General features: G+C 69.5%; 20 protein-coding genes. 9 read left to right on the forward strand and 11 right to left on the reverse strand.

Annotated features, from left to right (window positions below; translation table 11 throughout):
- The first annotated feature begins 22 nt into the window (after positions 1 to 22).
- The 5 genes from E1J61_RS12790 to E1J61_RS12810 all read left to right on the forward strand — a co-directional run bounded on the left by E1J61_RS12790 (position 23) and on the right by E1J61_RS12810 (position 6,150).
- Positions 23 to 1,438: a lysine N(6)-hydroxylase/L-ornithine N(5)-oxygenase family protein gene (locus E1J61_RS12790; protein WP_133094426.1), complete on the forward strand. Its 1,416-nt coding sequence runs from the start codon at positions 23 to 25 to the stop codon at positions 1,436 to 1,438.
- A gap of 161 nt (positions 1,439 to 1,599) precedes the next feature.
- Positions 1,600 to 3,813 carry a TonB-dependent siderophore receptor gene (locus tag E1J61_RS12795; RefSeq protein WP_165971467.1) on the forward strand — a complete coding sequence of 738 codons (2,214 nt, stop codon included), beginning with the start codon at positions 1,600 to 1,602 and terminating at the stop codon, positions 3,811 to 3,813.
- Positions 3,814 to 3,882: 69 nt separating this feature from the next.
- A complete protein-coding gene (locus E1J61_RS12800) occupies positions 3,883 to 4,206 on the forward strand; it encodes an iron uptake protein (RefSeq protein WP_133094428.1) in 324 nt (107 codons plus the stop codon).
- Complete coding sequence (locus tag E1J61_RS12805) at positions 4,203 to 5,825, forward strand: PepSY domain-containing protein (RefSeq protein ID WP_243736845.1); 1,623 nt, start codon at positions 4,203 to 4,205, stop codon at positions 5,823 to 5,825. The genes E1J61_RS12800 and E1J61_RS12805 overlap by 4 nt, the downstream gene beginning before the upstream one ends.
- A complete protein-coding gene (locus E1J61_RS12810) occupies positions 5,809 to 6,150 on the forward strand; it encodes a DUF3325 domain-containing protein (protein ID WP_133094429.1) in 342 nt (113 codons plus the stop codon). Before E1J61_RS12805 ends, E1J61_RS12810 begins: the two co-directional genes overlap by 17 nt.
- Positions 6,151 to 6,271: 121 nt before the next feature.
- Here E1J61_RS12810 and E1J61_RS12815 read toward each other — a convergent pair whose 3' ends face one another.
- From E1J61_RS12815 to E1J61_RS12825, 3 genes are all read right to left on the reverse strand, one after another.
- A complete protein-coding gene (locus tag E1J61_RS12815; RefSeq protein WP_133094430.1) occupies positions 6,272 to 6,601 on the reverse strand; it encodes a DUF2917 domain-containing protein in 330 nt (109 codons plus the stop codon).
- Between the two features lie 14 nt (positions 6,602 to 6,615).
- Positions 6,616 to 7,599, reverse strand: coding sequence for an alpha/beta fold hydrolase (locus E1J61_RS12820; protein ID WP_133094431.1), 984 nt, complete (start codon positions 7,597 to 7,599; stop codon positions 6,616 to 6,618).
- 187 nt (positions 7,600 to 7,786) lie between these two features.
- The gene (locus tag E1J61_RS12825) at positions 7,787 to 8,392 is read right to left on the reverse strand and encodes a TetR/AcrR family transcriptional regulator (protein WP_133094432.1); all 606 of its coding nucleotides are present in this window, start codon (positions 8,390 to 8,392) and stop codon (positions 7,787 to 7,789) included.
- Between the two features lie 337 nt (positions 8,393 to 8,729).
- On the opposite strand from E1J61_RS12825, the gene E1J61_RS12830 reads away from it, so the two are divergent.
- The 4 genes from E1J61_RS12830 to fahA all read left to right on the forward strand — a co-directional run bounded on the left by E1J61_RS12830 (position 8,730) and on the right by fahA (position 13,939).
- Entirely contained in the window at positions 8,730 to 9,116 is a 387-nt protein-coding gene (locus E1J61_RS12830; RefSeq protein ID WP_133094433.1) for a helix-turn-helix domain-containing protein, read from the forward strand.
- Positions 9,117 to 9,570: 454 nt separating this feature from the next.
- Positions 9,571 to 11,289 carry an FAD-dependent oxidoreductase gene (locus E1J61_RS12835; RefSeq protein ID WP_133094434.1) on the forward strand — a complete coding sequence of 573 codons (1,719 nt, stop codon included), beginning with the start codon at positions 9,571 to 9,573 and terminating at the stop codon, positions 11,287 to 11,289.
- Between the two features lie 42 nt (positions 11,290 to 11,331).
- Positions 11,332 to 12,651 carry a homogentisate 1,2-dioxygenase gene (gene hmgA / locus E1J61_RS12840; RefSeq protein ID WP_133094435.1) on the forward strand — a complete coding sequence of 440 codons (1,320 nt, stop codon included), beginning with the start codon at positions 11,332 to 11,334 and terminating at the stop codon, positions 12,649 to 12,651.
- A 25-nt stretch (positions 12,652 to 12,676) separates the two neighbouring features.
- Positions 12,677 to 13,939 carry a fumarylacetoacetase gene (gene fahA / locus E1J61_RS12845; protein WP_133094436.1) on the forward strand — a complete coding sequence of 421 codons (1,263 nt, stop codon included), beginning with the start codon at positions 12,677 to 12,679 and terminating at the stop codon, positions 13,937 to 13,939.
- Between the two features lie 18 nt (positions 13,940 to 13,957).
- Here the strand turns inward: fahA and E1J61_RS12850 are convergent, their stop codons facing one another.
- The 8 genes from E1J61_RS12850 to E1J61_RS12885 all read right to left on the reverse strand — a co-directional run bounded on the left by E1J61_RS12850 (position 13,958) and on the right by E1J61_RS12885 (position 23,273).
- Complete coding sequence (locus E1J61_RS12850) at positions 13,958 to 14,368, reverse strand: 3-hydroxylacyl-ACP dehydratase (RefSeq protein WP_371704068.1); 411 nt, start codon at positions 14,366 to 14,368, stop codon at positions 13,958 to 13,960.
- Positions 14,369 to 14,438: 70 nt separating this feature from the next.
- Entirely contained in the window at positions 14,439 to 15,263 is an 825-nt protein-coding gene (locus tag E1J61_RS12855) for a beta-ketoacyl synthase chain length factor (protein ID WP_133094437.1), read from the reverse strand.
- Between the two features lie 9 nt (positions 15,264 to 15,272).
- Positions 15,273 to 16,475, reverse strand: a complete 1,203-nt coding sequence (locus E1J61_RS12860) for a beta-ketoacyl-[acyl-carrier-protein] synthase family protein (protein WP_133094438.1) — start codon at positions 16,473 to 16,475, stop codon at positions 15,273 to 15,275.
- Between the two features lie 49 nt (positions 16,476 to 16,524).
- On the reverse strand, positions 16,525 to 17,409 hold the full coding sequence (locus E1J61_RS12865) for a polysaccharide deacetylase family protein (RefSeq protein ID WP_133094439.1): 885 nt from the start codon (positions 17,407 to 17,409) through the stop codon (positions 16,525 to 16,527).
- Entirely contained in the window at positions 17,406 to 19,892 is a 2,487-nt protein-coding gene (locus tag E1J61_RS12870) for an MMPL family transporter (protein ID WP_133094440.1), read from the reverse strand. Before E1J61_RS12870 ends, E1J61_RS12865 begins: the two co-directional genes overlap by 4 nt.
- 14 nt (positions 19,893 to 19,906) lie before the next feature.
- Positions 19,907 to 20,590 carry a LolA-related protein gene (locus tag E1J61_RS12875; protein WP_371703881.1) on the reverse strand — a complete coding sequence of 228 codons (684 nt, stop codon included), beginning with the start codon at positions 20,588 to 20,590 and terminating at the stop codon, positions 19,907 to 19,909.
- Positions 20,587 to 21,564 carry an acyl-CoA synthetase gene (locus tag E1J61_RS12880; RefSeq protein WP_133094441.1) on the reverse strand — a complete coding sequence of 326 codons (978 nt, stop codon included), beginning with the start codon at positions 21,562 to 21,564 and terminating at the stop codon, positions 20,587 to 20,589. The genes E1J61_RS12875 and E1J61_RS12880 overlap by 4 nt, the downstream gene beginning before the upstream one ends.
- Positions 21,558 to 23,273 carry an AMP-binding protein gene (locus tag E1J61_RS12885; protein WP_133094442.1) on the reverse strand — a complete coding sequence of 572 codons (1,716 nt, stop codon included), beginning with the start codon at positions 23,271 to 23,273 and terminating at the stop codon, positions 21,558 to 21,560. Before E1J61_RS12885 ends, E1J61_RS12880 begins: the two co-directional genes overlap by 7 nt.
- Positions 23,274 to 23,282: the final 9 nt, after the last annotated feature.

The following is a 23,282-nucleotide window of genomic DNA, read 5'->3' on the forward strand; positions in this document are numbered from 1 at the left end:
CCCGCCGCGCAAGGAGACCCCAATGCTCTACCCAGCTTCGACCTTCGCCGCGAACGGTGCCCGCGTGGATACCGGCACACCGCCCGTGCTCGACCTGCTCGGCATCGGCTTCGGCCCGTCCAACCTGGCGCTGGCCGTTGCGCTGCGCGAGATGCTGCCGCAGCAGGCGCCGTTCCGCTTCGGCTTTATCGAGAAGAAGCCCGGCTTTGTCTGGCACGGCAACATGCTGCTCGACAACAGCCGCATGCAGATCTCGTTCCTGAAGGACCTGGTCACGATGCGCAACCCGGCCAGCCGCTACACCTTCATCAACTACCTGCACAAGCGCGAGCGGCTGCTGGATTTCATCAACACGCGCACCTTCTACCCGAGCCGCTACGAGTTCAACGACTACCTGTCGTGGGTGGCGGCCGACTTTGCCGACAGCTGCCACTATGGCGAGGAAGTGGTGTCGGTCGAGCCCGAGAGCGCCGGCGCGAATAGCGGCAATGGCGCACTGGCATGCCTGCGCGTGACCTCTCGCGCGGCGGACGGCGCGCTGACGGTGCGCCGCGCGCGCAACGTGGTGGTCAGCGTGGGCGGCGTGCCCAGCATTCCCGATACCTTCGTGCCGCTGCGCGGGCATGCGCGTGTGTTCCATTCGTCGAACTACCTGGAGTCGCTGGAGCGGCTCGGGCAGTCGGGAGCGGTGCGGCGGGTCGCGGTGATCGGCTCGGGGCAGAGCGCCGCCGAGATCTTCCTCGACCTGCACGGCCGCGAAGGCAGTATCGAGGTCGACCTGGTCAGCCGGGCGCCGGCGCTCAAGCCGGCCGATGACAGCCCGTTCGTCAACGAGATCTTCAACCCGCGCTATATCGACTACCTGTTCTCGCGCGCGCCCAACGAGCGCGAGCAGCTGCTGAGCGAATTCGGCAACACCAACTACGCGGTGGTCGATACCGACCTGATTGAAGCCATCTATGAAGTGCTGTACCAGCAGAAGGTCACCGGCAAGGTGCGCCACCGCCTGCTGGCCGGCTGCGAGGCGCGCCACGCCGAGGCCGACGCCGACGGCGTGCGGCTCGACATCGCGCGCCGCGACGACGGCGCGCACCAGCTGCAGCGCTATGACGCGGTGATCCTCGCCACGGGCTACCGGCGCGAGCTGCACCAGTCGCTGCTGGCGCCGCTGGCGTCTTACCTGGACGACGCCAGGGGCTTCCAGGCCGACCGCGACTACCGGCTGCAGATGGCGCCGGGCTGCCAGGCCGGCGTGTTCCTGCAGGGCTGCTGCGAAGCCACGCACGGGCTGTCGGACACGCTGCTGTCGGTGCTGGCCGTGCGCGCGCAGGAGATTGCCGCGGCGGTGCTCGGCACTGGCGAGGGCGAAGCACGCGTGATGGCGCCGGAGCCGCCGCGAAGCCGCCCCGCGCGGGTGGCGCACGCCGGCGCGCACTGAATACAAGAACAAGAGCGCGCAGCGGCGGCGGGCCATTCGTCCGCCGGCCGGTGCGCATGGCCAGTTTCTTTAACACAACAGAGCAGGGGAGTAAGAAGGGCATGAAACACAGCTACAGACGCGCGAACGCACGCGCGCGTGCAGCACGGAACGGGGCCGCAATGTCGTGCCGCACCGCCATGCGCTGGATCCCGGCCGCGGTCGGCCTGGTCTTCAGCGCATCGGCTTTGGGGCAGGAAGCCACCACGGGGACCACGCCCGCCACCGCCGCTGCCGCCACGGGCAGCGCCGCACGCCCGGTAGAGCCCGCACTGCCCGCGGTGACAGTCAACGGCGCGCGCGAAAACCCGATCAACCCGCCGACCACGGCCGGCAGCAAGGTGCCGCTGACCGCCCGCGAAGTCCCGCAGTCGGTGACCGTGGTCAACAGCGAGCGCATCCGGGAACAGAACCTGGTGACGCTGGAAGATGCGCTGGCGCAGGCCACCGGCGTGTTCGTGGAGAAGCGCGACCAGGAACGCACCATCTACTATTCGCGCGGCCTGGAGATCGACACCTTCCTGCTGGACGGCGTGCCGACCAAGTATGACTGGCGCAACACCGTGCAGCCCGACCTGTCGATGATCGACCGCGTCGAAGTGCTGAAGGGACCGTCCGGCCTGCTGTCCGGCGCCGGCAAGACCGGCGGCGCGATCAACCTGGTGCGCAAGAAGCCCACGCGCGAGACGCAGGTGCAGGGCGCGCTGTCGGTGGGGTCGTGGAACAACTACCGCGCCGAGATCGACGCCGGCGGTGCGCTGAACGCCGACGGCACGCTGCGCGCGCGCCTGACCGGCGCGTTCCAGGACAAGGACTCGTTCATCGACAAGGCCAATATGCGCACCGGCGCGCTCTATGGCGTGGTCGAATACGACATCACGCCCAGCACCATGGTGACGGTGGGCGCGAACTACCAGGACTCGGAAGGCCGCCAGCCTTGGACGCTGCCGGCCTACTACAACCCGGTCACGCGCCAGGCGAGCCTGCTCGACGTGCCGCGCTCGACCTACCTCGGTGCCGACTGGAACAGCGACCACTTCTATACCACCTCGGCCTTTGCCGAGCTGGAGCATAAGTTCGACAGCGGCTGGCAGGTCAAGGGCGCGCTGCGCTACCTCAACAACCAGATGCATCGCGAGCAGGCGTATGCGTACGCGCCGGTCATCCCGGGCGTGAACACCACCACGCTGTTCGCGGCCAAGCAGACCTATACGCAGGAGCAGACCAGCTTCGACGTCTATGCCAACGGTCCGTTCTCGCTGTTCGGGCGCCGGCACAAGGCGCTGATCGGCTTCAATTTCTCGGATTCGGAGCGGCGCGACCCGCGGTACTCGTCGACACCGTTCTCGCAGGTCGTGAACATCTTCAGCCCGCGCAGCGACTTCGCCAAGCCGGTCTTCACGCCCAATGGCTCGGGCACCACGACCAGCACCCGGCAATATGGCGTCTACGGCGACGCCCGCTTCTCGCTGCTGGATCCGGTGACGCTGGTGCTGGGCGGGCGCCTGAGCTGGTGGGATATCAATGCGCGCCAGTACACGCCGACCGCCAGCGTGACCAAGCAAGACAACATCAACGCCAAGTTCACCCCGTTCGCCGGGCTGATCTACGACTTTACCGAGCACTGGTCGGCCTACGCGAGCTACGCCGAGATCTTCCAGCCGCAGGACGAGTATTTCACCGCCAGCGGCAACCTGGTCGATCCGATCAAGGGCAAACAGTATGAAGTGGGCCTGAAGGGCGAGTTCTTCGAAGGCGCGCTGAACACCTCGGTGGCGCTGTTCCAGGTGCGCGAGACCGGCCGCGCCACGGTCGACTACGTCAACACCACCAACCCGAGCAACCCGTTCTACGTTTCGCAGGGCGAGACCAAGAGCCAGGGCTTCGAGCTGGAGGCCAGCGGCCGCATCACGCCGAACTGGACCGTCTACGCCGGCTATACCTTCAACGTCACGACCGACCTGCAGGACCGCACCGGCCAGCTCAACACGGCGTTCTCGGCGATCGCGCCCAAGCACCTGTTCAAGTTGTGGACGCAGTACCGCCTGCCTGGCGACTTCAAGCGCTGGCGCATCGGCGGCGGCATGACCGCGGTCAGCCACGTGCAGAACACCGCGCTGTTCCCGGCACCGATCGGCGCGGTCACGCTGCGCCGTGGCGGCTATGCGACCTTCGATGCGGCAATCGGCTATGACTTCAACAAGCATGTCTCGGCCGATCTGAACCTGACCAACCTGTTCGACCGCAGCTACTACGCGCGGATCAACAACCCGCGCGAAGGCAACATCTGGGGCCAGCCGCGCGCGGCGATGTTCACCATGCGCATGAAGATGTAAGCGCAATGCCGGCGTGGCGTTGCGGCAGCCCCGCCCCCCTACGCCGGCCGCGTGTTGCAGGATATTCCAATGACCAATAGTCCCTCATCCCTGCCGTCGCGCGGTGCCATGGGCCCGGCGTTGGCGATGACCGCCCGCGCGCTGGCCGCGCTGGCCGGCAGCTACGCATTTACCTGGGGCGTCACCGCCGGTGGCGCCGTGCTTGGCTGGCGCCTCGGTTTGGCGCGCAGCGAAGCGGTGCTCTGGTTTTCGATGTTCGCCTTCCTGCTGTTCCCGATGATGTCGCTGTGGGCGCTGGTGACGCGGCGGCTGTGGCGCACGTGGCTGGTGCTGCTGGCGGGCGCGGGCATTGGCGCGGGCGTGGCGCAATGGCTCGGGGAGCGGCTGGCGTGAGCAAGACCCTACGCAAGAACAATGGCCGCGCCGCGGCGAACAAGACCGCCGCCCACGAAGGCGGGCTGCGCCAGGCGATGACCTGGGCGCATACCTGGATCGGCGTGCTGCTCGGCGGCGTGCTGATGGTGGCCTTTTTCATGGGGTCGGTCGCGGTATTCGACCGGGAAATCGACCGCTGGATGATGCCGGCCACGCGCATCGAGGCCGCGCCGCCCGCCATCGATATCGACACCGTGGTGCCGCGCGCCGTGGACGCGCTGGCTGCGGGCAAGCCGCTGCGCGAATGGGCCGTGACGCTGCCCGAGGCGCGTACGCCGGTGATGATCGCGCGCGTGCGCTATGCCGCGGCCGGCGGGCAGATCCGCCTGGCCGACCCGCGCACCGGCGTGCTGCTGCCGGATGTCGGCACGCTGGGGGCATCGTCCTTCTTCTATCCGCTGCACTACAACCTGCACCTGCGCGTGTGGAACATCGGCTATTGGCTGGTGGGGCTGGCGGCGATGGCGATGCTGGCGGCGATCGTGTCCGGCGCGATCGTGCATGTGCGCATCTTCCGCGATTTCTTCACCTTCCGGCCGCGCAAGCAATTGCAGCGCAGCCTGCTCGACCTGCACAACCTGACCGGCGTGCTGGCGCTGCCGTTCCATGCGGTGATTTCCTTCTCCGGCATCTGCATCGTCTACATGATCCTGATCCCGGCCGGCATCGACGCGCTGTACCAGCAGCCCAATGCCTTCTACGAACAGGCCGTATCGGGCTATTCGCGACCGGCTGCGGGCGTGGCCGCGCCGATGGCGCCGCTCGGGCCGATGGTCGAGGCCGCGCGAGCACGCTGGGGCGGGGCGGCGCCGGCGGCGATCCGCGTCTGGAACCCGGGCGACGCCAACGCGGTGGTCAAGGTCAGCCGTTCGGTGGGCGACCGCGTCAGCCTGGCGGACGACGCCGCCTACTTCGACGGCGCCAGCGGGGCGCTGCTGCACCACGTGCCGCTGCAGCCCGCGGCGACTACGCAGCGCTTCCTGACCGGCATGCACTTCATCGCCTTCGACCACTGGCCGCTGCGCTGGCTGTATTTCCTTGGCGGTCTGGCCGGTTGCGTGCTGATTGGCACGGGGCAGCTGTACTGGCTCGACAAGCGCCATGCGCGTCATGGCGAGCGCGGCGTGCGCCTGGCCGCCGCGGTCACCGCGGCCATGACGACCGGGCTGGTGATCGCGATGCTGGCGATGATGGTGGCCAATCGCCTGCTGCCGATGACGCTGCCGTCGCGCGAGTTCATCGAGGCGGGGTTGTTCTTCCTGGTCTGGCTGGCCACGGCCATCCACGCGCGCGTGGCGATGCGGCCAGGCAGCCGCACGCTGGTGCCGTGGCGGCAGCAATGCCTGGCGATCGCCGTGCTGGCGCTGGCGGCGCCGGTGTGCAACGGCCTGACCACCGGCGACTGGCTGCCGCTGGCGCTGGCTCGCGGGCAGTTTGCCGTGGCGGGTGTCGATATCGCGCTGCTGCTGACCGGCGCGCTCGCCCTGACGACGGCACGCCGCGTCAGGCAAGTGGAAGCGGCCCGGTCGGCGGCTGCATCAGACCTGAAGGAGGCAGAGCATGCCGAACGCGCTTGACCACCTGTTGCTGATCGCGCTGGCGCTGTGCGCGTATGGCGCCTTCGTGCTGTTTGCCTGCGCCACCGAGCGGCACTGGAACGAGCTGTCGGGGCAGGGCGGCGATTTGCCGGATCGGTCGCGCCGGCGCCTGCGCGGCGCGGCCTGGGCGCTGGTGGCCCTGGGCGCCGCGGCCGCGCTGCCGGCCAACGGCGCAGGCTTTGGCGTGCTGCTGTGGGCGCTGGCGATGATGGCCGGCGCGACGGCGGTCGCCTTCACGCTGACGTGGCGGCGCGGCTGGCTGCAGCCGGTCGCGCGCGCGATGCTGGCAACGCTGCGGATCTGAGCCGGGGCTGGATGCGGGCGGCGTTACGTCACCCGTCGGCAATAATGCAATTAACCGCCTGAAATTCGTACCATCCGCCAGCGCGCAAGCGCGTGCCTGCCGGCAACGAATGGTCCAGGGCTCAGCGGTGTGTACCCGAATAGGCGGTACGTTGCATCGGCAGGAAACGAGCAAGCCAGTGCCGCCAGCCGCGCGCACCGGCCGCTCCCGTCCTGCAGCGCGTGACACGCACGCTGGCCCGGGTGATGGCGTAGAGATCTACGGTGCCAGCCTCCGGCACCGTGAACGATTCGCTGGCGGCGAGGGAAGTGTCTTTCGGATCGCCGTCACGGATCAGCCATAGCTCGCCCTCGGTGCAGCGCACCGCGACGTGCTCGCCCGGATCGGCCACCAGCCGCAGCGAACTGCGTGCGGGCAGGGTGGCGGTCATATCGTTGCTTACCAGGAACATGATGTCCTCCGGATTCAGTTCACTGCGAGGGCGGCCGCCGGGGCTGTCACTGTGCCCGCGGCCCTGGGCCGGACAAAGGCGGCGATCCGGTCGATCACGGCGGAGTCCTGCAGGATGCGGCGATGGCCGAGCCCGTCGGTGGTGACCAGCTCGGCGCCGGGCCAGGCGCCGGCGATTGCGGCCCCGTCTTCCCAGCGCACCTCCTTGTCGCCGCGGTCGTGGATCACCAGCGTCGGCGGCACCGGTCGCGAACGCCCGATCTCCGGTACGTTGAACGCCGACCACGGCATGCCGAGCCAGCGCTCGCTCTGCCGCTGCATGCGTGCCAGGACCGCTGGCGCAATACCGAGCTGCCAGGCCAGCGCCGCGCACGCGGCGTGCATATCGGCGGGCGAACCGACCAGCACCGCCGCGCGTGCCGGCAGGCCCTCGCGCAGCGCCAGCGCCGTGGCCGCGCCGCCGAGCGAATGCGCCACCACGGCGTGAACCGGCCCGGCATGCCAGGCGGCGGCAAGCAACGAACGCGACATTTCCAGCACCGAGGTCTGCGCCGCGCCGCGCGTGCCCGCATCGGAAGCGCCATGCGACAGCGCATCGAAGGCCACCACGCGCATTCCGGCTGCGACCAGGCTGTCGGCCACCGCATGCCATTGCCCGGCATGGCCGCCCCAGCCGTGGGCGAGCAATACCACCGGACCGGAGTCGCCCCAGCGGTAGACGCGCACCCTGCGGCTGGGCCCGTGACCGGTCACCAGGGCCCAGTCGCTGCGGGCGCTGTCCAGGAAGCGGCGGGCCGCCGACGTCAGGGCGGCGCGCGGCGGCGAGAACCAGAGGCGCTCGAGCGCACGCGCGGTCGCGGATGGCGATACCAGGCTGCCCGCCTGCCAGCGCAGCCGCTGCCAGACGGGTAGAGCGGCGGGTACGTTACCCGCTGGCCTGGCGTTGGGGGCAGCGGCGGCGGAAGTCGCCGGGGAAGGGGAAGAGACTGCTTGCGTCACGACCTGCACCTCCAATCGGTTGCTGGATTGGCGCGGCATCATCGGAGCCGGTGCCAGCCGGCGGCTTTCCGCGCGCATTTTTAGGACCGACCAGTCGTGCTTTTTTTGGTATAAAAAAAGCGGCCGGAAGGTTGTTGCCCGCCGGCTGGATAGTGCCGGCGCCAATGTCGTTTCGTGGTGTTTCCGTTCAGACCTGCGTCGCGCCCTCGGTGGCGCGTGCCACCAGGGCGCCAAACGCACGCCGCGCCATGGCTTCGGCGTCGGCGCGGCCGAGCAGCTTGAACGACTGCTGGAACGCCATGCCGATGCCGGACAGTTCGAAGGCAAATTGCCGCGGCTCCACGCTCGTGCCGAACTGGCCTTCGTCGACCGCATCGGCCGCCATGCGTGCCACGGTGCTGTGCCAGTCTTTCAGCGACTGCACCACCAGGTCCCGGATCGTGCCCGGCCGGTCGCGGTATTCCTGCCCCAGCGCCATGAACAGGCAGCGGCCCTGCGTCACCGTCCCGCCCAGCCACTCCAGGTAGCCCTCGAACATGGCCTGCAGCCGCGGCATGCCGCGCGGGTGGCGCATTGCCGGCCGCACTACGATTTCGCCGAAGCGTTCGATGGCGAGGTCCAGCACCGCCTGCTGCAACGCCTCCTTGGACTTGAAGTGCGCATACAGGCCGCTCTTGGACATATTGGTGTCCGCGGCAAGCGTGGCCAGCGAGAGCTGCTCGAAGCCGACCTTGGTTGCGGTATTGAGCGCCTGCTGGATGATGGCGTGGCGGGTGAGTTGTCCCTTTTGCATGCAGTGGAGAATAGCACGACCGGTCGGTTTGTCAACGAAACCGGATGCATGGTAGTTGCCCCGACTTGCGAAGTTGTGCAGCGAAGGCCATAACGTCGTACACAGAGCGTGTGACGTCAACGCAAACCGCCAAGGGTCGTTAGTCTCTCTGCGTTGCGACGATGTTGTGCAGGATGCGGCCTTTTGCCTTCCGTTTGCCGGCCGGGGCAAGAGGCGAATTGCGGACTTGGAAGAAATCTGCACAAAGTGTTTCGGCGGTTACATACGGAACGCTTTGCGTGCTCTATACTCGAATGCACGTCCGCGCACTTTTTTTCACTGGTGACTGGAGACCGACATGAACAGTACAGCCGTGCCAAGAGGCGCTAGCGAACCGTTCCGGCAACTGCGGGCGCTGCGCCGCGCGCGCAAGCTCAAGCAAGAGGACGTCGCCCGAAAAGCGGGCATCTCGCGGGAAGCCTACCTGCGGGCAGAATCGGGGCAAGCCGATCCCCGCATGTCGACATTCCTCGCTGCCTGCGAGGCGCTGGGCCTGGAAGTGGTGCTGGCCCCGCAGCATCTCGCAGCAGATGTCAACGCCTTTATCGCCAGCCGCAATGGCGGCGTGACGGCAGCCTCGATGGCCGGCCAGCCGGCCGCCGGCGGTGCGCAGGCACCCGCCGCGGCACCGGCGCAGGGCGGCGGCTTCGGCTCCGGCACGGGCGAAGGCCACAAGCCGGTCTGAACCGGCCGCTGCCTGGCCGGCCACGTCTGCACGGGCCGGCGCAGGCGGATGGCGTTCCAGACCACCATCCCGCAACCGGCGCGGCGCGGCCCTCGCTCCGCGCCGGTTGTCATCGACCGGGCGCTGCTTGCGCCGCCCGGCGCCTCCATCACGCCGCTGCGGTCCTGCGCGCGGGGTAATTGCCTGCATTTTTCTACCCGACTTCATTAACTGCCGCGTCCAAGCCTGACGCGCGTTGAAGGCCACACTTTTCCATTTTTCCAGTTCCGGCCTACAACTCCAGTGGGTGCGCCGCCTTGCGCATTCGCCGAGACGGGTTTGACACGCCTGTCTTGCGAGATTACGATATGGTAAATCAATTACGGATTACGTAATTCCGTACCGAACTCACCCAGACCGGCAGGGCCCGCCAAAGGGTCCCCGGGGCGCCAGCGCAGCGCCGCATGGAGACGCCGTGGATACCACCACCAACCCGCAACGCACCTTCGCGTACCAGCCTGGCGCCGAGCAACGCTCGCAGCCGGCGGCTGCGCATGCGATCCGTCCCGTGGCGGTGGTGGGCGCCGGGCCGGTCGGACTCACCGCGGCGATCGACCTGGCGCAGCGCGGCGTTCCCGTGGTCGTGCTGGATGACGACGACACGCTCGCCGCCGGCTCGCGCGCCATCTGCTTTGCCAAGCGCACGCTGGATATCCTGGACCGCCTCGGCTGCGGCGAACGGGTCGTGGCCAAGGGCGTCAGCTGGCATGTCGGCAAGGTGTTCTTCGGCGACGAGCAGGTGTACCGCTTCGACCTGCTGCCAGAGGCCGGCCATCGCCGGCCGGCCTTCGTCAACCTGCAGCAGTACTACCTGGAAAGCTTCCTGGTCGAACGCGCCGCCGAACTGCCCGGCATTGAACTCCGCTGGCGGCATCGCGTCACCGGCGTTGCGCCAGCCCAGGACAACGTCGCGCTGACGGTCTCGACGCCTGATGGGGACTACGTGCTGCAAGCGCGCTATGTGGTGGCCGCCGATGGCGCCCACAGCGCGGTGCGCCAGGGCCTTGGCCTGGAAAGCACGGGCCGCGTGTTCCACGACCGTTTCCTGATCGCCGATGTGAAGATGGCGGCGCCGTTCCCGGCCGAGCGCTGGTTCTGGTTCGACCCGCCGTTCAACCCGGGCCGCTCCGCGCTGCTGCACCGGCAGCCCGACGATGTCTGGCGGCTCGATTTCCAGCTGGGCTGGGACGCCGACCCCGAAACCGAGAAGCAGCCCGGGCGCGTGATCCCGCGCATCCGCGCCATGCTGGGCGATGACGTGGCCTTCACGCTGGAATGGGTCAGCGTCTATACCTTCTGCTGCCAGCGCATGGATGCCTTCCGCCACGGCCGCGTGCTGTTCGCCGGCGATGCCGCGCACCGCGTCTCGCCGTTCGGCGCGCGCGGCGCCAACAGCGGCGTTCAGGATGCCGAGAACCTGGCGTGGAAACTGGCACTGGTGCTGGCCGGCCGCGCTGGCGACGCCTTGCTCGACAGTTATGCCAGCGAGCGCGAGGCCGCCGCCGACGAGAACATCCGCCACTCGACGCGTTCCACCGATTTCATCACGCCCAAGAGCGCCGTGAGCCGCACCTTCCGCGATGCCGTGCTGCGCCTCGCGCGCCGCCACGCGTTTGCGCGCCAGCTGGTCAATAGCGGCCGGCTGTCGCTGCCCACGGTGCTGGCGGATTCGCCGCTCAACACGCCGGATCGCGATGTGTTCGCGGGCGCGATGGTGCCCGGTGCGCCGTGCGCGGATGCGCCGCTGCGGCGCCACGGCGAGGCGCAGCCGGGCTGGCTGCTCGGCGAACTGGGCGAACTGGGCGAACTGGGCAACGCCTTCACGCTGCTGGTCTTTGGCGACGGCAGCGAGATCCCGGACGATGCGCGCCGCCGGCTGGCAATGGCCGCGGTGCCGGTGCGCCTGCTGTTCGTGGTGCCGCCGGGCCAGCCGGCTGCACCGCCCGATGGCCCGCGCCATGTGAGCGACGCCGAAGGCCTGGCTGCGCGCCGCTACGACGGCCGCCCGGGCACCTGCTACCTGATCCGTCCCGACCAGCACGTCTGCGCCCGCTGGCGAACCTTTGATGCCGAAGCCGTGCAGGCCGCGCTGTTGCGCGCCCTCTGCCTGCCAGCCAACGGCCGGATGCACTAGAAGTCCCTGAACCCCGACCGACACCGCAACGCTGACGACACCATGAACCTCACGCACACCCAGCTCGCCGAGCACGGCTACATGTCCGGCTTCGCCAACGAATTCGCCACCGAGGCGCTGCCCGGTGCGCTGCCCGTGGGCCAGAATTCGCCGCAGCGCGCGCCCTATGGCCTCTATGCCGAGCAGCTGTCCGGCAGCGCCTTCACCGCGCCGCGCGCGCACAACCGCCGCTCGTGGCTGTACCGCATCCGCCCGGCGTCGATGCACCAGCCGTTCACGCTGGTCGAGCAGTCGCGCTTCCTGAGCCGTTTCGACCAGGTGCCGCCGTCGCCCAACCAGATGCGCTGGAGCCCACCCGCGATGCCGTCGGTGCCGACCGACTTCGTCGACGGCATCGTCACCATGGCCGGCAACGGCGGCCCGGAAGCGATGAGCGGCTGCGGCATCCACCTGTACCTGGCCAACCAGTCGATGCAGGACCGCTTCTTCTACAACGCCGACGGCGAGATGCTGATCGTGCCGCAGCAAGGGCGCCTGCTGATGGTGACCGAGCTAGGCCGCCTGGAAGTGGAACCGCAGGAGATCGTCGTGATCCCGCGCGGCGTGCGTTTCCGCGTGGAGCTGCCGGATGGCGAAGCGCGCGGCTATATCTGCGAGAACTACGGCGCACTGTTCAAGCTGCCCGACCTGGGCGTGATCGGCTCCAACGGCCTGGCCAACCCGCGCGACTTCCTGTCGCCGGTGGCCAGCTATGAAGACCGCGAGGGCGATTTCGAGCTGGTGGCGAAGTTCCAGGGCAACCTGTGGCGCGCCGCGATCGGCCATTCGCCGCTGGACGTGGTGGCCTGGCACGGCAACTACGCGCCGTACAAGTACGACCTGCGCCGCTTCAACACCATCGGTTCGATCAGCTTCGACCACCCGGACCCGTCGATCTTTTTGGTGCTGCAATCGCCGTCGGACACCCCGGGCGTGGACACCATCGACTTTGTCATCTTCGGGCCGCGCTGGCTGGCGATGCAGGATTCGTTCCGCCCGCCCTGGTTCCACCGCAATATCGCCAGCGAATTCATGGGCCTGATCACCGGCGTCTACGACGCCAAGGCCGAGGGCTTCGCACCGGGCGGCGCCAGCCTGCACAACTGCATGAGCGGCCACGGGCCCGATGCCGAGACCTTCGAGAAGGCCAGCGCCGCCGATACCTCGACGCCGCACCACATCGAGAACACCATGGCGTTCATGTTCGAGACGCCGGGCGTGATCCGCCCGACGCCGTACGCGGCGCAGTCGGCCTCGCTGCAGCAGGAGTACTACACCTGCTGGCAAGGCCTGAAGAAGCATTTCAACCCGAACGTCCGCTGAACCCGACAAATCCTGGAGTGAACCAATGACCGCCCCCCAAACCAGCTGGATCGACAGCGCCAACGACGGCCAGACCCACTTCCCGCTGCAGAACCTGCCCTACGGCGTGTTCTCCGTCAAAGGCCAGTCGCCGCGCGTCGGAGTCGCCATCGGCGACCAGATCGTTGACCTGGCCGCGCTCGATGATGCCGGCCTTCTGCCCGCCGCAGCAAAGGGCACTTTCGCCGGAACGACCCTGAACCGCTTCATCGCCCTCGGCAGGCCCGCCTGGACCGAAACCCGCAAGCGCCTGACCGCGCTGCTGTCCGGCGAAGACGCAGCGCTGCGCGACAACGCAGCGCTGCGCGACAAGGCGCTGGTGCCGATGTCCGCCGCGGCGCTGCACCTGCCGGTCGACATCCCCGGCTACACCGACTTCTATTCGTCGAAGGAACACGCTACCAACGTCGGCCGCATGTTCCGCGACCCGGACAACGCGCTGCTGCCCAACTGGCTGGAAATCCCCATCGGCTATAACGGCCGCGCCAGTTCGGTGGTGGTGAGCGGCACGCCGCTGCATCGCCCGAACGGCCAGATCAAGCTGCCGAACGAAGCGCGCCCGGTGTTCAGCGCCTGCCGCAAGCTGGATTTCGAACTGGAGATGGGCTTTATCGTCGGCAAGGAGTCGGCGCTGGGCGAGCCCGTCAGCACGGCCGACGCGCCGGCGCATATGTTCGGCATGGTGCTGCTCAATGACTGGAGCGCGCGCGATATCCAGCAATGGGAATACGTGCCGCTGGGGCCGTTCAACAGCAAGGGCTTCGGCACTTCGATCTCGCCGTGGGTGGTGACGATGGACGCGCTGGAACCGTTCCGCCGCGACAATCCCGAGCAATCGCCGCAGCCGCTGGCGTACCTGCAGCAGCAGGACAAGAACGCCTATGACATCGCGCTGGAAGTCTCGCTGCAGCCGGAAGGAGCGCCCGCGCCGAGCACGATCTGCCGCACCAACTTCAAGGCGATGTACTGGACCATGGCACAGCAGCTGGCGCACCACACGGTGTCGGGCTGCAATGTGCGCGTGGGCGACCTGATGGGCTCGGGCACGATCTCGGGTACCACGCCGGACTCCTACGGCAGCATGCTGGAGCTGACCCGCAATGGCGCCGAGCCGGTGACGCTGGCCGACGGCAGCCAGCGCGGCTTCCTGCAGGACGGCGACAGCGTGATCATGACCGGCTACTGCCAGGGCGAGGGCTACCGCGTCGGCTTCGGCACGGTCTCGGGCAAGATCCTGCCCGCTCGCTAAGGGTCGTCTGCCGGCACTTCAGCCGGCGTGCGAGCCATGCCGGGCGGCATCGAGAATCACCGCTGCCCGGCCTGACAGCAAGCTCCGCCCGTCCGCGCTGACGGTGAAGGCGTACAGCACGCTGGCGCCTTCGCCGCTGACGCGCCGCGCTTCGACCAGCAGCGGCGCGTCGATATCGTCCAGCCTCTCCACCAGCAGTTCGAGCTTGCGCACCGACGCCAGGTAGCCGGAGCGCGGGCGCGAAGGGCTGTCTTCCTGCGCCGCCAGCAGCGCGCCGTGCACGGCCATCGCCTGTGCCGCGTATTCGATGCCGCAGACCGCCGCGAGCCGTCCCTGCGCCCGCAGCGGGTTGTCCGCCCGCGCATGCGTGCCGGACACGCAACGCACCACGTTTTCATCCCAGTCCAGCACACCGTCGAGCAGGCACATCGTGCCCTGGTGCGGAATGCGCGCCGCAATCCAGTCGCGGTCGCGCACGAAGGCGGGCAGCTTCACGGCGTCAGGCCCTGGTCACGGTGCCGAGGCTGGCCACATTGGCCCGGATCTGCAGCCTGTCGAGGTAATCGAGCACCACCGTGCCGGTGTCGCCGCGTGCGATGGCGGCCAGCAGCGGCAGCGCGCGCGCGGCCGGTGCCGACTTGCGCAGCGCTTCCAGCGCGGCATCCGGCATCGTATCGGCGCCGGCCTGCGTCAGCGAGACCTCGATCTGCGCCAGCGTCTGCGGCGTGGGCTGCGGCGTCATCAGCAGCGCCACACCGAACGGGTCGGGGATGAGCCGATGGCTGTGCAGCGGCTCGGGGTAGCCGGTGTCGTAGGCAATCAGCAGGCAGGGCTCGGCATCGCCCGCCACCTGCAGCGCGCATTCGAGCAGGCCGGCGCCGAAGCTGCCGTCCATCGCGCACAGCACGTTGGAGGTGCGCATCGCCCCGGCCGCGATCGCCCAGTAGCCGGCGGTGGCGTTGTGGACGGAGTTGTGGAAGCGCGTCGGCGACATCAGCGGATCCGGCTCGGCCAGCGCTTCGCAGATCGCGTGGAAATTGTGGCCGTCGGCGCTCGACGAGGTAAAGATCGCCGGCAGCTGCGCGGCATCGAGGCCGCTGGCGGCGACGGCCTGCTGGCCCACGCCCAGCGCCAGGCGCACGGTCGGGCCGGTGCGCCGGCGCTCCGCGGGCGGCAGCCCTGCGGGCGGCGGCAGTTCGGTCGGCGCGTGCGTGTAGGACGCGCGGCCCGCCAGCACTTCGCGCGCTGCGTTCCAGCCACTCATGCCCGGGCCGAGCAGGCCGATGCTTTCGATAAAAACGGGTTGCAAAGCGGGTTGCGGCATGGCGCTGGCTCAGTGAAACGCCGCGTCCGCGCGCGCGAACAGCAGGCTGCAGTTGGAACCGCCGAAGCCGAATGCATTGCTCATGGCATAGCGCAGCGGCGCGTCGCGGCTCATAAGCTGGTAGTTCACGCCCAGCGCCGGATCCGGCTGCGTGGTGTTGATGCCGGCCGGCAGCAGGCCATGGCGCAATGCCAGGGCGCAGATCACGGCCTCCAGTGCCCCGGCGGCGCCAAGCGCATGGCCGGTCGCGCCCTTGGTCGAACTGCATGGCGTACCGGGCAGCACCGCGGCCATGGCCAGCGCCTCGGCGGCGTCGTTGCTGCGCGTGGCGGTGCCATGCAGGTTGACGTAGCCGACCTGTGCGGCAGCGATGCCGGCGCTGGCCAGCGCCTGTTCCATCGCCAGGCGGGCACCGAGTCCTTCCGGGTGCGGGGTCGACATATGGTGCGCGTCGCTCGACTCGCCGATGCCGGCCAGCAGGATGGCATCGGCATCCGGCGCATCCGGGGCGCGCTCGAGCAGCCCGAAGGCCGCGCCCTCGCCAATCGAGATGCCGTTGCGCGCGACGTCGTATGGGCGGCACGGCTGCGCCGACAGCAGCTCCAGCGAATTGAAGCCATACAGCGTGGTGTGGCACAGCGAATCGACGCCGCCGACGACGGCCGCGTCGATCAATCCTGCTTCGATCATGCGCCGGGCCGAGCTGAAGACCTTGGCGCCGGACGAGCATGCCGACGAAACCGCCGCTGCCGGGCCGCCAAGGCCGAGATACTCCCGCACGAAGCCCGGCAGGGAATAGGGGTTGTGCGTGCCGCCGTAGTGGAAGCCCGCCGGCAGCGCACCGGTATCTGGATCGCGCTGCCGATAGCCCAGTTCCGTCTGCAGCACGCCGGCGGTGCTGGTGCCGAGAAAGACACCGATGCGGTCCGCGCCATAGCGTGCCGCGGCCTCGCGTACGCGTTCGGCGAAATGGTCTGCTTCCAGCCCAAGCCATGCCAGGCGGTTGTTGCGGCAGTCGAAGTGCGACAGGTGCGCAGGCAGCGTCACCGCATCCAGTCCGGGTACTTCACCGACATAGGTGTCCAGGCGCACGTCGCCAAACTGGCACGGAGCCAGGCCGCCACGCCGCGCGCGCAGTGCCGACAAAGTCGCGTCTGCGCCGGTACCGATGCAGCTGGTGGCCGTGAAGTGGGAAATCAGTAGCGGAGACAAGGCTTTGCGGAATCTTGGGGGTGGTCTAATTGTAACAAGCCGGGGCCGGTCAGTTTGTCGGCGACTGTCCGGTACCGCTGTCGGCATGCCCTGATTCCATCGCTGCGCGCAGCGTCACGCAGCGCAGTCCCGCCCGGTCGATGGCGGCAAGCAGGGGCGGCAGCACCGTCGTGCAGTGCGGATTGCCGGCCGGATCGAAGCCGGGATTGCCGTCATGCAGCAGCAGGATGTCGCGGCCCGCGAGTTTGCCGGTCAGGCGTTGTTCCACGCGCGCCGCGATGTCGCCGGAGCGGGTATCGAAGCCGCGTCGCGTCCACGCCGCCAGCTGGAGCCCGAGGCGGCACAGCACCGGTTCCAGGAACGGGTTGCGCAGCCCGGCCGGCGCGCGGAAGAAGCGCGGCGCCTGCCCGGTGAGGTCGCCCAGCACCTGCTGCGCCGCGCCGATGTCGCGCAGCATCCGGCCCGGTCCGAAAACGGAGAAATGCAGGCGGTGATGCATGCTGTGGTTTTCCACCGCATGGCCGCGGCGCACGACCTCGCGCACCAGCGCCGGATGCGCCGCGGCGCGCTCGCCGACGCAGAAGAAGGTGGCGCGCGCGCCGTGCTGGTCGAGCAGGTCGAGCACGCGCGGCGTCAGCGCCGGATTGGGACCATCGTCGAAGGTCAGCGCTACGCAATCCTGTGCCGACGGCGGCAGCCGCAGCAGGTTTGGCCCCAGCCACGTACTGCGCGGCCACAAGCCGCCGGCGCACATCGCCGCGTGGGTGGCGGCAATGCCTGCCAATGCGGGGACGATGCTGCCGGGATGCGTGAGCATGGCGCCGATGCCGGCCACGTGGACCGCGGCTGCGCCATACAGCAGCGGGCTGGGGCGCCACGGGCGGCTTGGCGGCGTGTCGTGCCAGGCGCCGCCGGATGCGGAAAAGCGGTTCATGTCGTACTCCCGGCCTGACCGGTCCCGGCATTTCCGGCATTGCCGGAGGTGGTGGGCCGCGCCAGGATTGCCGAGAACCACAGCGCCAGGATGGCGCCGGGGCCGACTGTCAGGCCGAACGCCCGCAGCAATGGCAGGCTCGACAGCGCCAGCAGGCCGAAGGCGGACACCGTCGTCAGGTTTGCGAGCAGCAGGGAGACCAGCGTGTGCGGCGAATGGGCCGCGCCAGGCTGGCCCGCTGCAGCGCCATTGAAGAATAGCGCGTAGTTCGAGCCGACTGCCACCAGCAGCAACAGGCCCACCAGGTGCAGCAGCGTCAGCGGCTGGCCCAGTGCGGCCAGCCCGCCCAGCACGACCACCGCGGCGGCCGCCAGCGGCAGTACCGTGGCCGCCACACGGCGCGGCGAGCGCAGCGCGATCGCCAGCAGCGCCACGATCGCCAGCAGGCCCGCCAGCGACAGCAGCAGCGCCTCGCGCAGGTAGCCGGCGTAGAGGCGGTCGGACTCGCCCTTGAGGTCGACGAACAGCGTATCGGGCACGTCGGCGCGGGCAACGGCGGCGCGCACCGCGGCACTGTCGACGCCGTCGCCGCCGCCGCTACCCTTGGCGGCATTTGCCGTGGCCGGGGCGCGCAGCGGCAGCGTCGCGCTCCAGCGCCCGTCGCGATGCGTCAGCAGCGCATCGACCGCCAGCGCCATCGACGTGCCGCGCAGGTCTTCGCGCCGCAGCAGCGGGCCCGCGCGCGCTTGCTCGGCTTCGGCCAGGAACGGTGCGAACAGGTCGGCGCGCACCGGCTGGCCGGCGACGGCCGCGCGCAGCCGCTGCGCCAGCTCGGCGGGCGGGGGCAGGCTGGCCTGGCGCGCGCGCTGGGTCGCGTCGCTGGGCAGGTAGCGCGCGGGGCTTTCATAGCCGCCGATGAAGTTCTGCGCCACCAGCGGGTCGAGTTCGTGGGCCACGCGCTCCGCGCCCTGCAGCACGCTTTCCTGGTCGGGCCCGGACAGCACCACCAGGAAGCGCACGTCGGGCGCGCCCAGGTCGGCGCGCAGCGAGGCGTCGAGGGCCTGTTCGCTCGCGGGCACCGGGCTCAGCCCGGCCAGCTCGCGGCCCCACAGCGTGCCGCGATGCATCGCCAGCACGGTGCTTGCCGCGACCACCAGTACGAGCACCAGCCAGCGCAGCCGGTGGGCACGCTCGGCCAGCCATGCCAGGCGGCGTCCCAGCGGCGTCACGTCGCGCAGGTGCAGCGTGGCGGGCACCAGCTGCGGCAGCACGAAGCGCGTCACCAGCGCCGCCGTCGCGAGCCCTGCGATCGAATACAGCCCAAGCTGCGCCAGTCCCGGAAAGCCCGACAGCAGCAGCGAGGCAAAACCGCACACCGAGGTCAGCACGCCCAGCCGCACCGTGGGCCAGAACCCGCCCAGCCAGGCGCGGTTGTCGCGCTGGCCGTTGCGCGTGTATTGCGCCGACTGCACGAACAGGTAGATCGAATAGTCGACGGCCTCGCCGATCAGCGTGGTGCCGAAGCCCAGCGTCAGCCCGTGCACGGTGCCGCCAAAACCCAGGCTCACCGCCGCGATGCCGGCCAGCGCGCCGCTCAGTACCGGCACCAGCCCCAGCACCAGCAGCGGCACCGAACGGTAGACCAACAGCAGCAGCGTGACGATGATGGCCACGCCGATGGTCGACAGGCGCTCGACGTCGTGCCGGATGGTGTCGCGCGACTTGACGGAGAAGACTCCGGGGCCGGTCATCGCGAGCTGATAGGGGCCGTTTGCCGCGGCCTTGGCAAAGGCATCGCGGATTGCGTCGATGGCCTGCGCCTGCGCGTCCGTATCCGAACCCGAGGCCGCGCTCTGCGCCAGCAGCACCGCGCGCTTGCCGTCGCGCGAGGTCCAGGCGCCGGCATGCAGCTGGGGGCGCTGGCCGGCGTCGAGCTGCGTCAGCAGCGCGGCGACCTCGCCGGTGGGGTCGCGGGGCAGCAGTGCCTTGGTGAAGAGGCCGGCCGACGAGGCCAGCAGCTCGAACGAATCGTTCACGGCATGCGCCAGGCCGTGCTCGCTGAAACGCTCCGGCGTGACTGTCGGGCTGAGCAGGTAGCGGTGTTCGTAGACGTATTTGCGGTCGGCGTCCTGGTTCAACGGCTCGCCGTTCTGGATCGCGGTGAAGCGCGGATCGCGCCGCAACTGCGCCGCTATCGCGCGCGAGACCGCCGCGCGGCCATCGGCGTCGCCGCCTTCGATGCCGACCAGGATCAGCCGCGAGACCAGCCCGTCGCGCAACTGGCTGACCAGCAACTGCTGCTCGGCGCTCGGCAGCCGCGGCAGGAAGGCGGACAGGTCGGCGGTGAAGCTGGTGCGGCTGACCACCGCCGCGCACGCCAGCAGCGCGACCAGCCACAGCGCCAGCGCCAGGCGCGCGCCGGGCAGCGTGAAGCGCCGCGGGGCCGAGGGGCGCGTGGGTGGCGTGGGGGACGAGGGGGGCATGCCGGAGGCTGCGCTCATGGGCGGCCGGCGGGCCGGATCGTCATGACGGAGCGGTCGCCGTCGGCCTGGCGGATCTCGACACGGTCCAGTGCGTCCTGGCTGCCGTCGATGCGCACCTGGCTCACGACTGCCGCCATGCGCGAGTCCGCCGGCGTCAGCGTCAGCGTCCAGCGGCTGGCGCGGCCTTCCAGGCCGAGCTTGTAGTAGCGTTCCAGCGTGTGGCGGTTGCCGGCGAGCGTGCCGCGGATGCTTTCGATAAAGGCCGCCAGCTCGGGGTAGTTCTGCAGCGGCATGGTAAAGCGCTTGCCGTCGCGCTCCACCGTCAGCATGTCGCCGTCGAGCACCATGTTTTCTGCCTTGGGCGATACGGTGCGCTTCTCCAGGTGGTCGGGCGCGGTGAAAAGCAGTTCGCCGGAAGACTGCACCGGCTTGGCCAGCATCGCCAGGTACTTGGTCTCGGTGAAGCGGACCCGGCCTGACTTGCGCTGCGCCAGCGTGGACATCAGCTGGTCGACGCCGAAGGCGGGCGCGGCCTGTGCTGCGGCAGGCGCGGGCGGTGCGGCTGCGCTGCCTGGCACCGCGATGCCGAACGCAACGCCTGCCAGCAGCAGCGGCAGCAACCGGCGGACAACGCGCCTGGCGGAACAGATCGGATCAGTGTCGAAGGCTTTCACAACGCTCGGGAGGTCATGGCTCATGGCTCGTTGCCCGGTGGCGGCTGCTCGGAGAGCGGCGGGCCGGCGTGCCAGAAGTCATAGAAGTTGAACCAGTTGTACGGCGCCTTGCGGCTGAATTTCTCCAGCAGCCGCACATAACCGTCCAGTGCCGACTGCACCGCGGCTTCGCGCTGGCCGCGCGCGGTCTGCGAGAAGTCCGCCAGCGGCACGAAATGGACATCGTAGCGGTTGCCGCCGCGATACAGCCCGGTGATGAAGAACACCGGCCGGCGCAGCATGGCGGCCATGCGCAACGGCCCGGTCGGGAAGCCGGTGGGCGCGCCGAGGAAATCGCATTGCTGCACCGGATCGGTGGCACGCTGCGACAGGGTGCGGTCGGCCAGCATGCCGATCATGTAGCCGCGGTCGAGGTAGTCGCGCACGCGCAGCATGGTATCGAAGCGGCCCAGTGCGATCACGTCCTGGCGCATGGCGGGGTTGATCGACTGCAGCACGTCGTTGAGCTTGTGCGCGTTTTCCTCGTACATGGTGATGGCCACTTCCATGTCCGGATGCTGGCGGCCGAGCGCGCGCACGACCTCGAAGCTGCCCAGGTGCGCGCCCAGCAGGATCGCGCCGCGGCCGCGCGCCATGGCGGCTTCGAGCAGGTCTTCGCCGTGGAGGCGGATGTCGAACAGGTCGAAGCGGCCGTTGAGCAGGTAGATGCGGTCGTGGATGGTCGAGGCAAAGGTCAGCACATGCCGGTAGCCGTCGATCCAGTTGGCCTCGCGGCCCAGCGCGCGGTCCAGGTAGGCGCGCGAGGCATGGCGCGCCGCCGGCGAGAACAGCGTGAAATAGGCCGCGATCAGGCGCAGCACCACGCGCCCGGCCGGACGTCCCAGCGCCAGCGAGATCCACGTCATGACGCGCAGCAGCGGGATGTTGCTGCGCTCTTTGTGCCGGGACCAGTCGGCGGCCTCCACCGGCGCTTGCCGCTTCCACAGCCAGGTCAGCATGGCGCGCCCTCCGAAGTAGCGGCGCGCAGCTGCAGCGTGCCGCTGGCCACTTCGCGTCCCGCGCTGCGCAGCGTGATGCGCAAGCGTTCGCTGCCGTCCGTGGCCGGCTCGGCGTCGTGTTCGATTTCGACCCGTTCTCCGGGGCGCACGGGGCTGAGGAACTTGATCGTCCCGGCCTGCGTGGGCACCAGCGGCCGCCCAAGTGCGGACCCGAGCGCGAGCAAGGCGTGGTCGAGCAGCACTACGCCGGGCACGATCGGATTGCCAGGGAAATGGCCGGCCATGGCGGGGTGGCCGGCGTCGATGACAAAGGCGGGCAGGGCCGCTGCGACATCCCGCGCGCGGGACAACTGCGCCACCAGCGCCGCCAGCGTGTCGCGCGGCAGCTTGCCGGCGGCATTGCGCGGCAGGCGTTCGGCGAACAGCAGCGGGCGCGGCAGGAAGGCGGGGTCGATGCGCTCGCGCAGCGCCTGCAGGATCGCCGCCGGGGTCACGCCCGGCGCCACGACGACTGCCACCAGCCGCACCACGTGTCCCTGTGCATCGCCTTCGTGGCTGTCGCCGGGCATGAAGAAGGCGCCGTCCTGCACGCCGTCGATGGCATTGAGCTGGTGGTCAAGGTAGGCCAGCGAGGTGCGCTTGCCGGCGATATTGAGCAGGTCGCCCTTGCGGCCGTGCAGCAGGAAGTGCCCCGCATCCAGCGGTTCGATGGCATCGCCGAGCGCCACCGGTTGCTCGATATGCCCGCCCTCGGCCCAGGTCATGGTGTCTGCTGCGCCGTCCGCCGTACGCGGCTGCAGCCGGACGCCGGGCACCAGCGTCCAGATGTCTTCCTGCGCGGTGCGGCGGGTGGCAAGCTGGCCGGTCTCGGTGCTGCCGTAGATTTCACGCAACGGGCCGTGGAACAGCGCTTCCGCAGCGGCAGCCAGATCGCGGCCGAGCGGGGCAGTGGCGCACAACAGCAGGTCGGCGGCGGGCATGGCCATGTCCGCGTGCACCAGCGTGCGCAGGTGTACCGGCGAGCTGACCAGCGCGCGCGGCGCGGGCACTCCGGCCAGTGCGTCGCGGACGTCGGCCGGGTAGAACGCCGGTGCCGACGCCAGAGCGGCGCCGCCCTGCAGTGCCAGCATGACGGTGGCCTCCAGGCCGAACATATGCTGCGGCGGCACCGTGCCGACCAGCGTCCATGCGCGCCCGTCGCACAGGCCCAGCCGTTGCGCGGCGGCGCGCGCTCCCCGGGCCATCGCGCCCCAGGTCTTGCGGTGTGGCACCGGGGTGCCGGTCGAACCGGAGGTGAAGACGTAGGCCAGCACGCGGTCCGCAGGAAGCGACGGCACGTCGGTGAATTCGGCCGCATCCGGGGCCGCAGCGACGCCCTGGTGGTAGTCGAACACCGGCATTGCCATCGGCGCGGCCGGCTGGTCCTGCAGGCAGAAGGCATCGGGTGCGAATGCGCACAGCTGGCGCACCGTCTCGGGGGTTTGCGACGACGGCAGAAGTGTAGCCTTGCCCCGCAGCAGCGCCGCGCACAGCCCGACGGTGAAGCGATAGCGGTCGGTACAGGCGTTGAAGACATGGCCGCCGGCCGGCAGCGCGGCGGCAAGCTGCGCCACGTCGGCCAGGAACCTGCCTACGGTGACCGGCCGGCCCTGCACCCACGCGAGGGTGGCGGCAGGGGAGGCGTGCGCGACGAGCGGGATCGCAGTCATGGCGGATGC

The organism is Cupriavidus sp. L7L (assembly GCF_004353535.1).
GTDB lineage: Bacteria > Pseudomonadota > Gammaproteobacteria > Burkholderiales > Burkholderiaceae > Cupriavidus > Cupriavidus oxalaticus_A.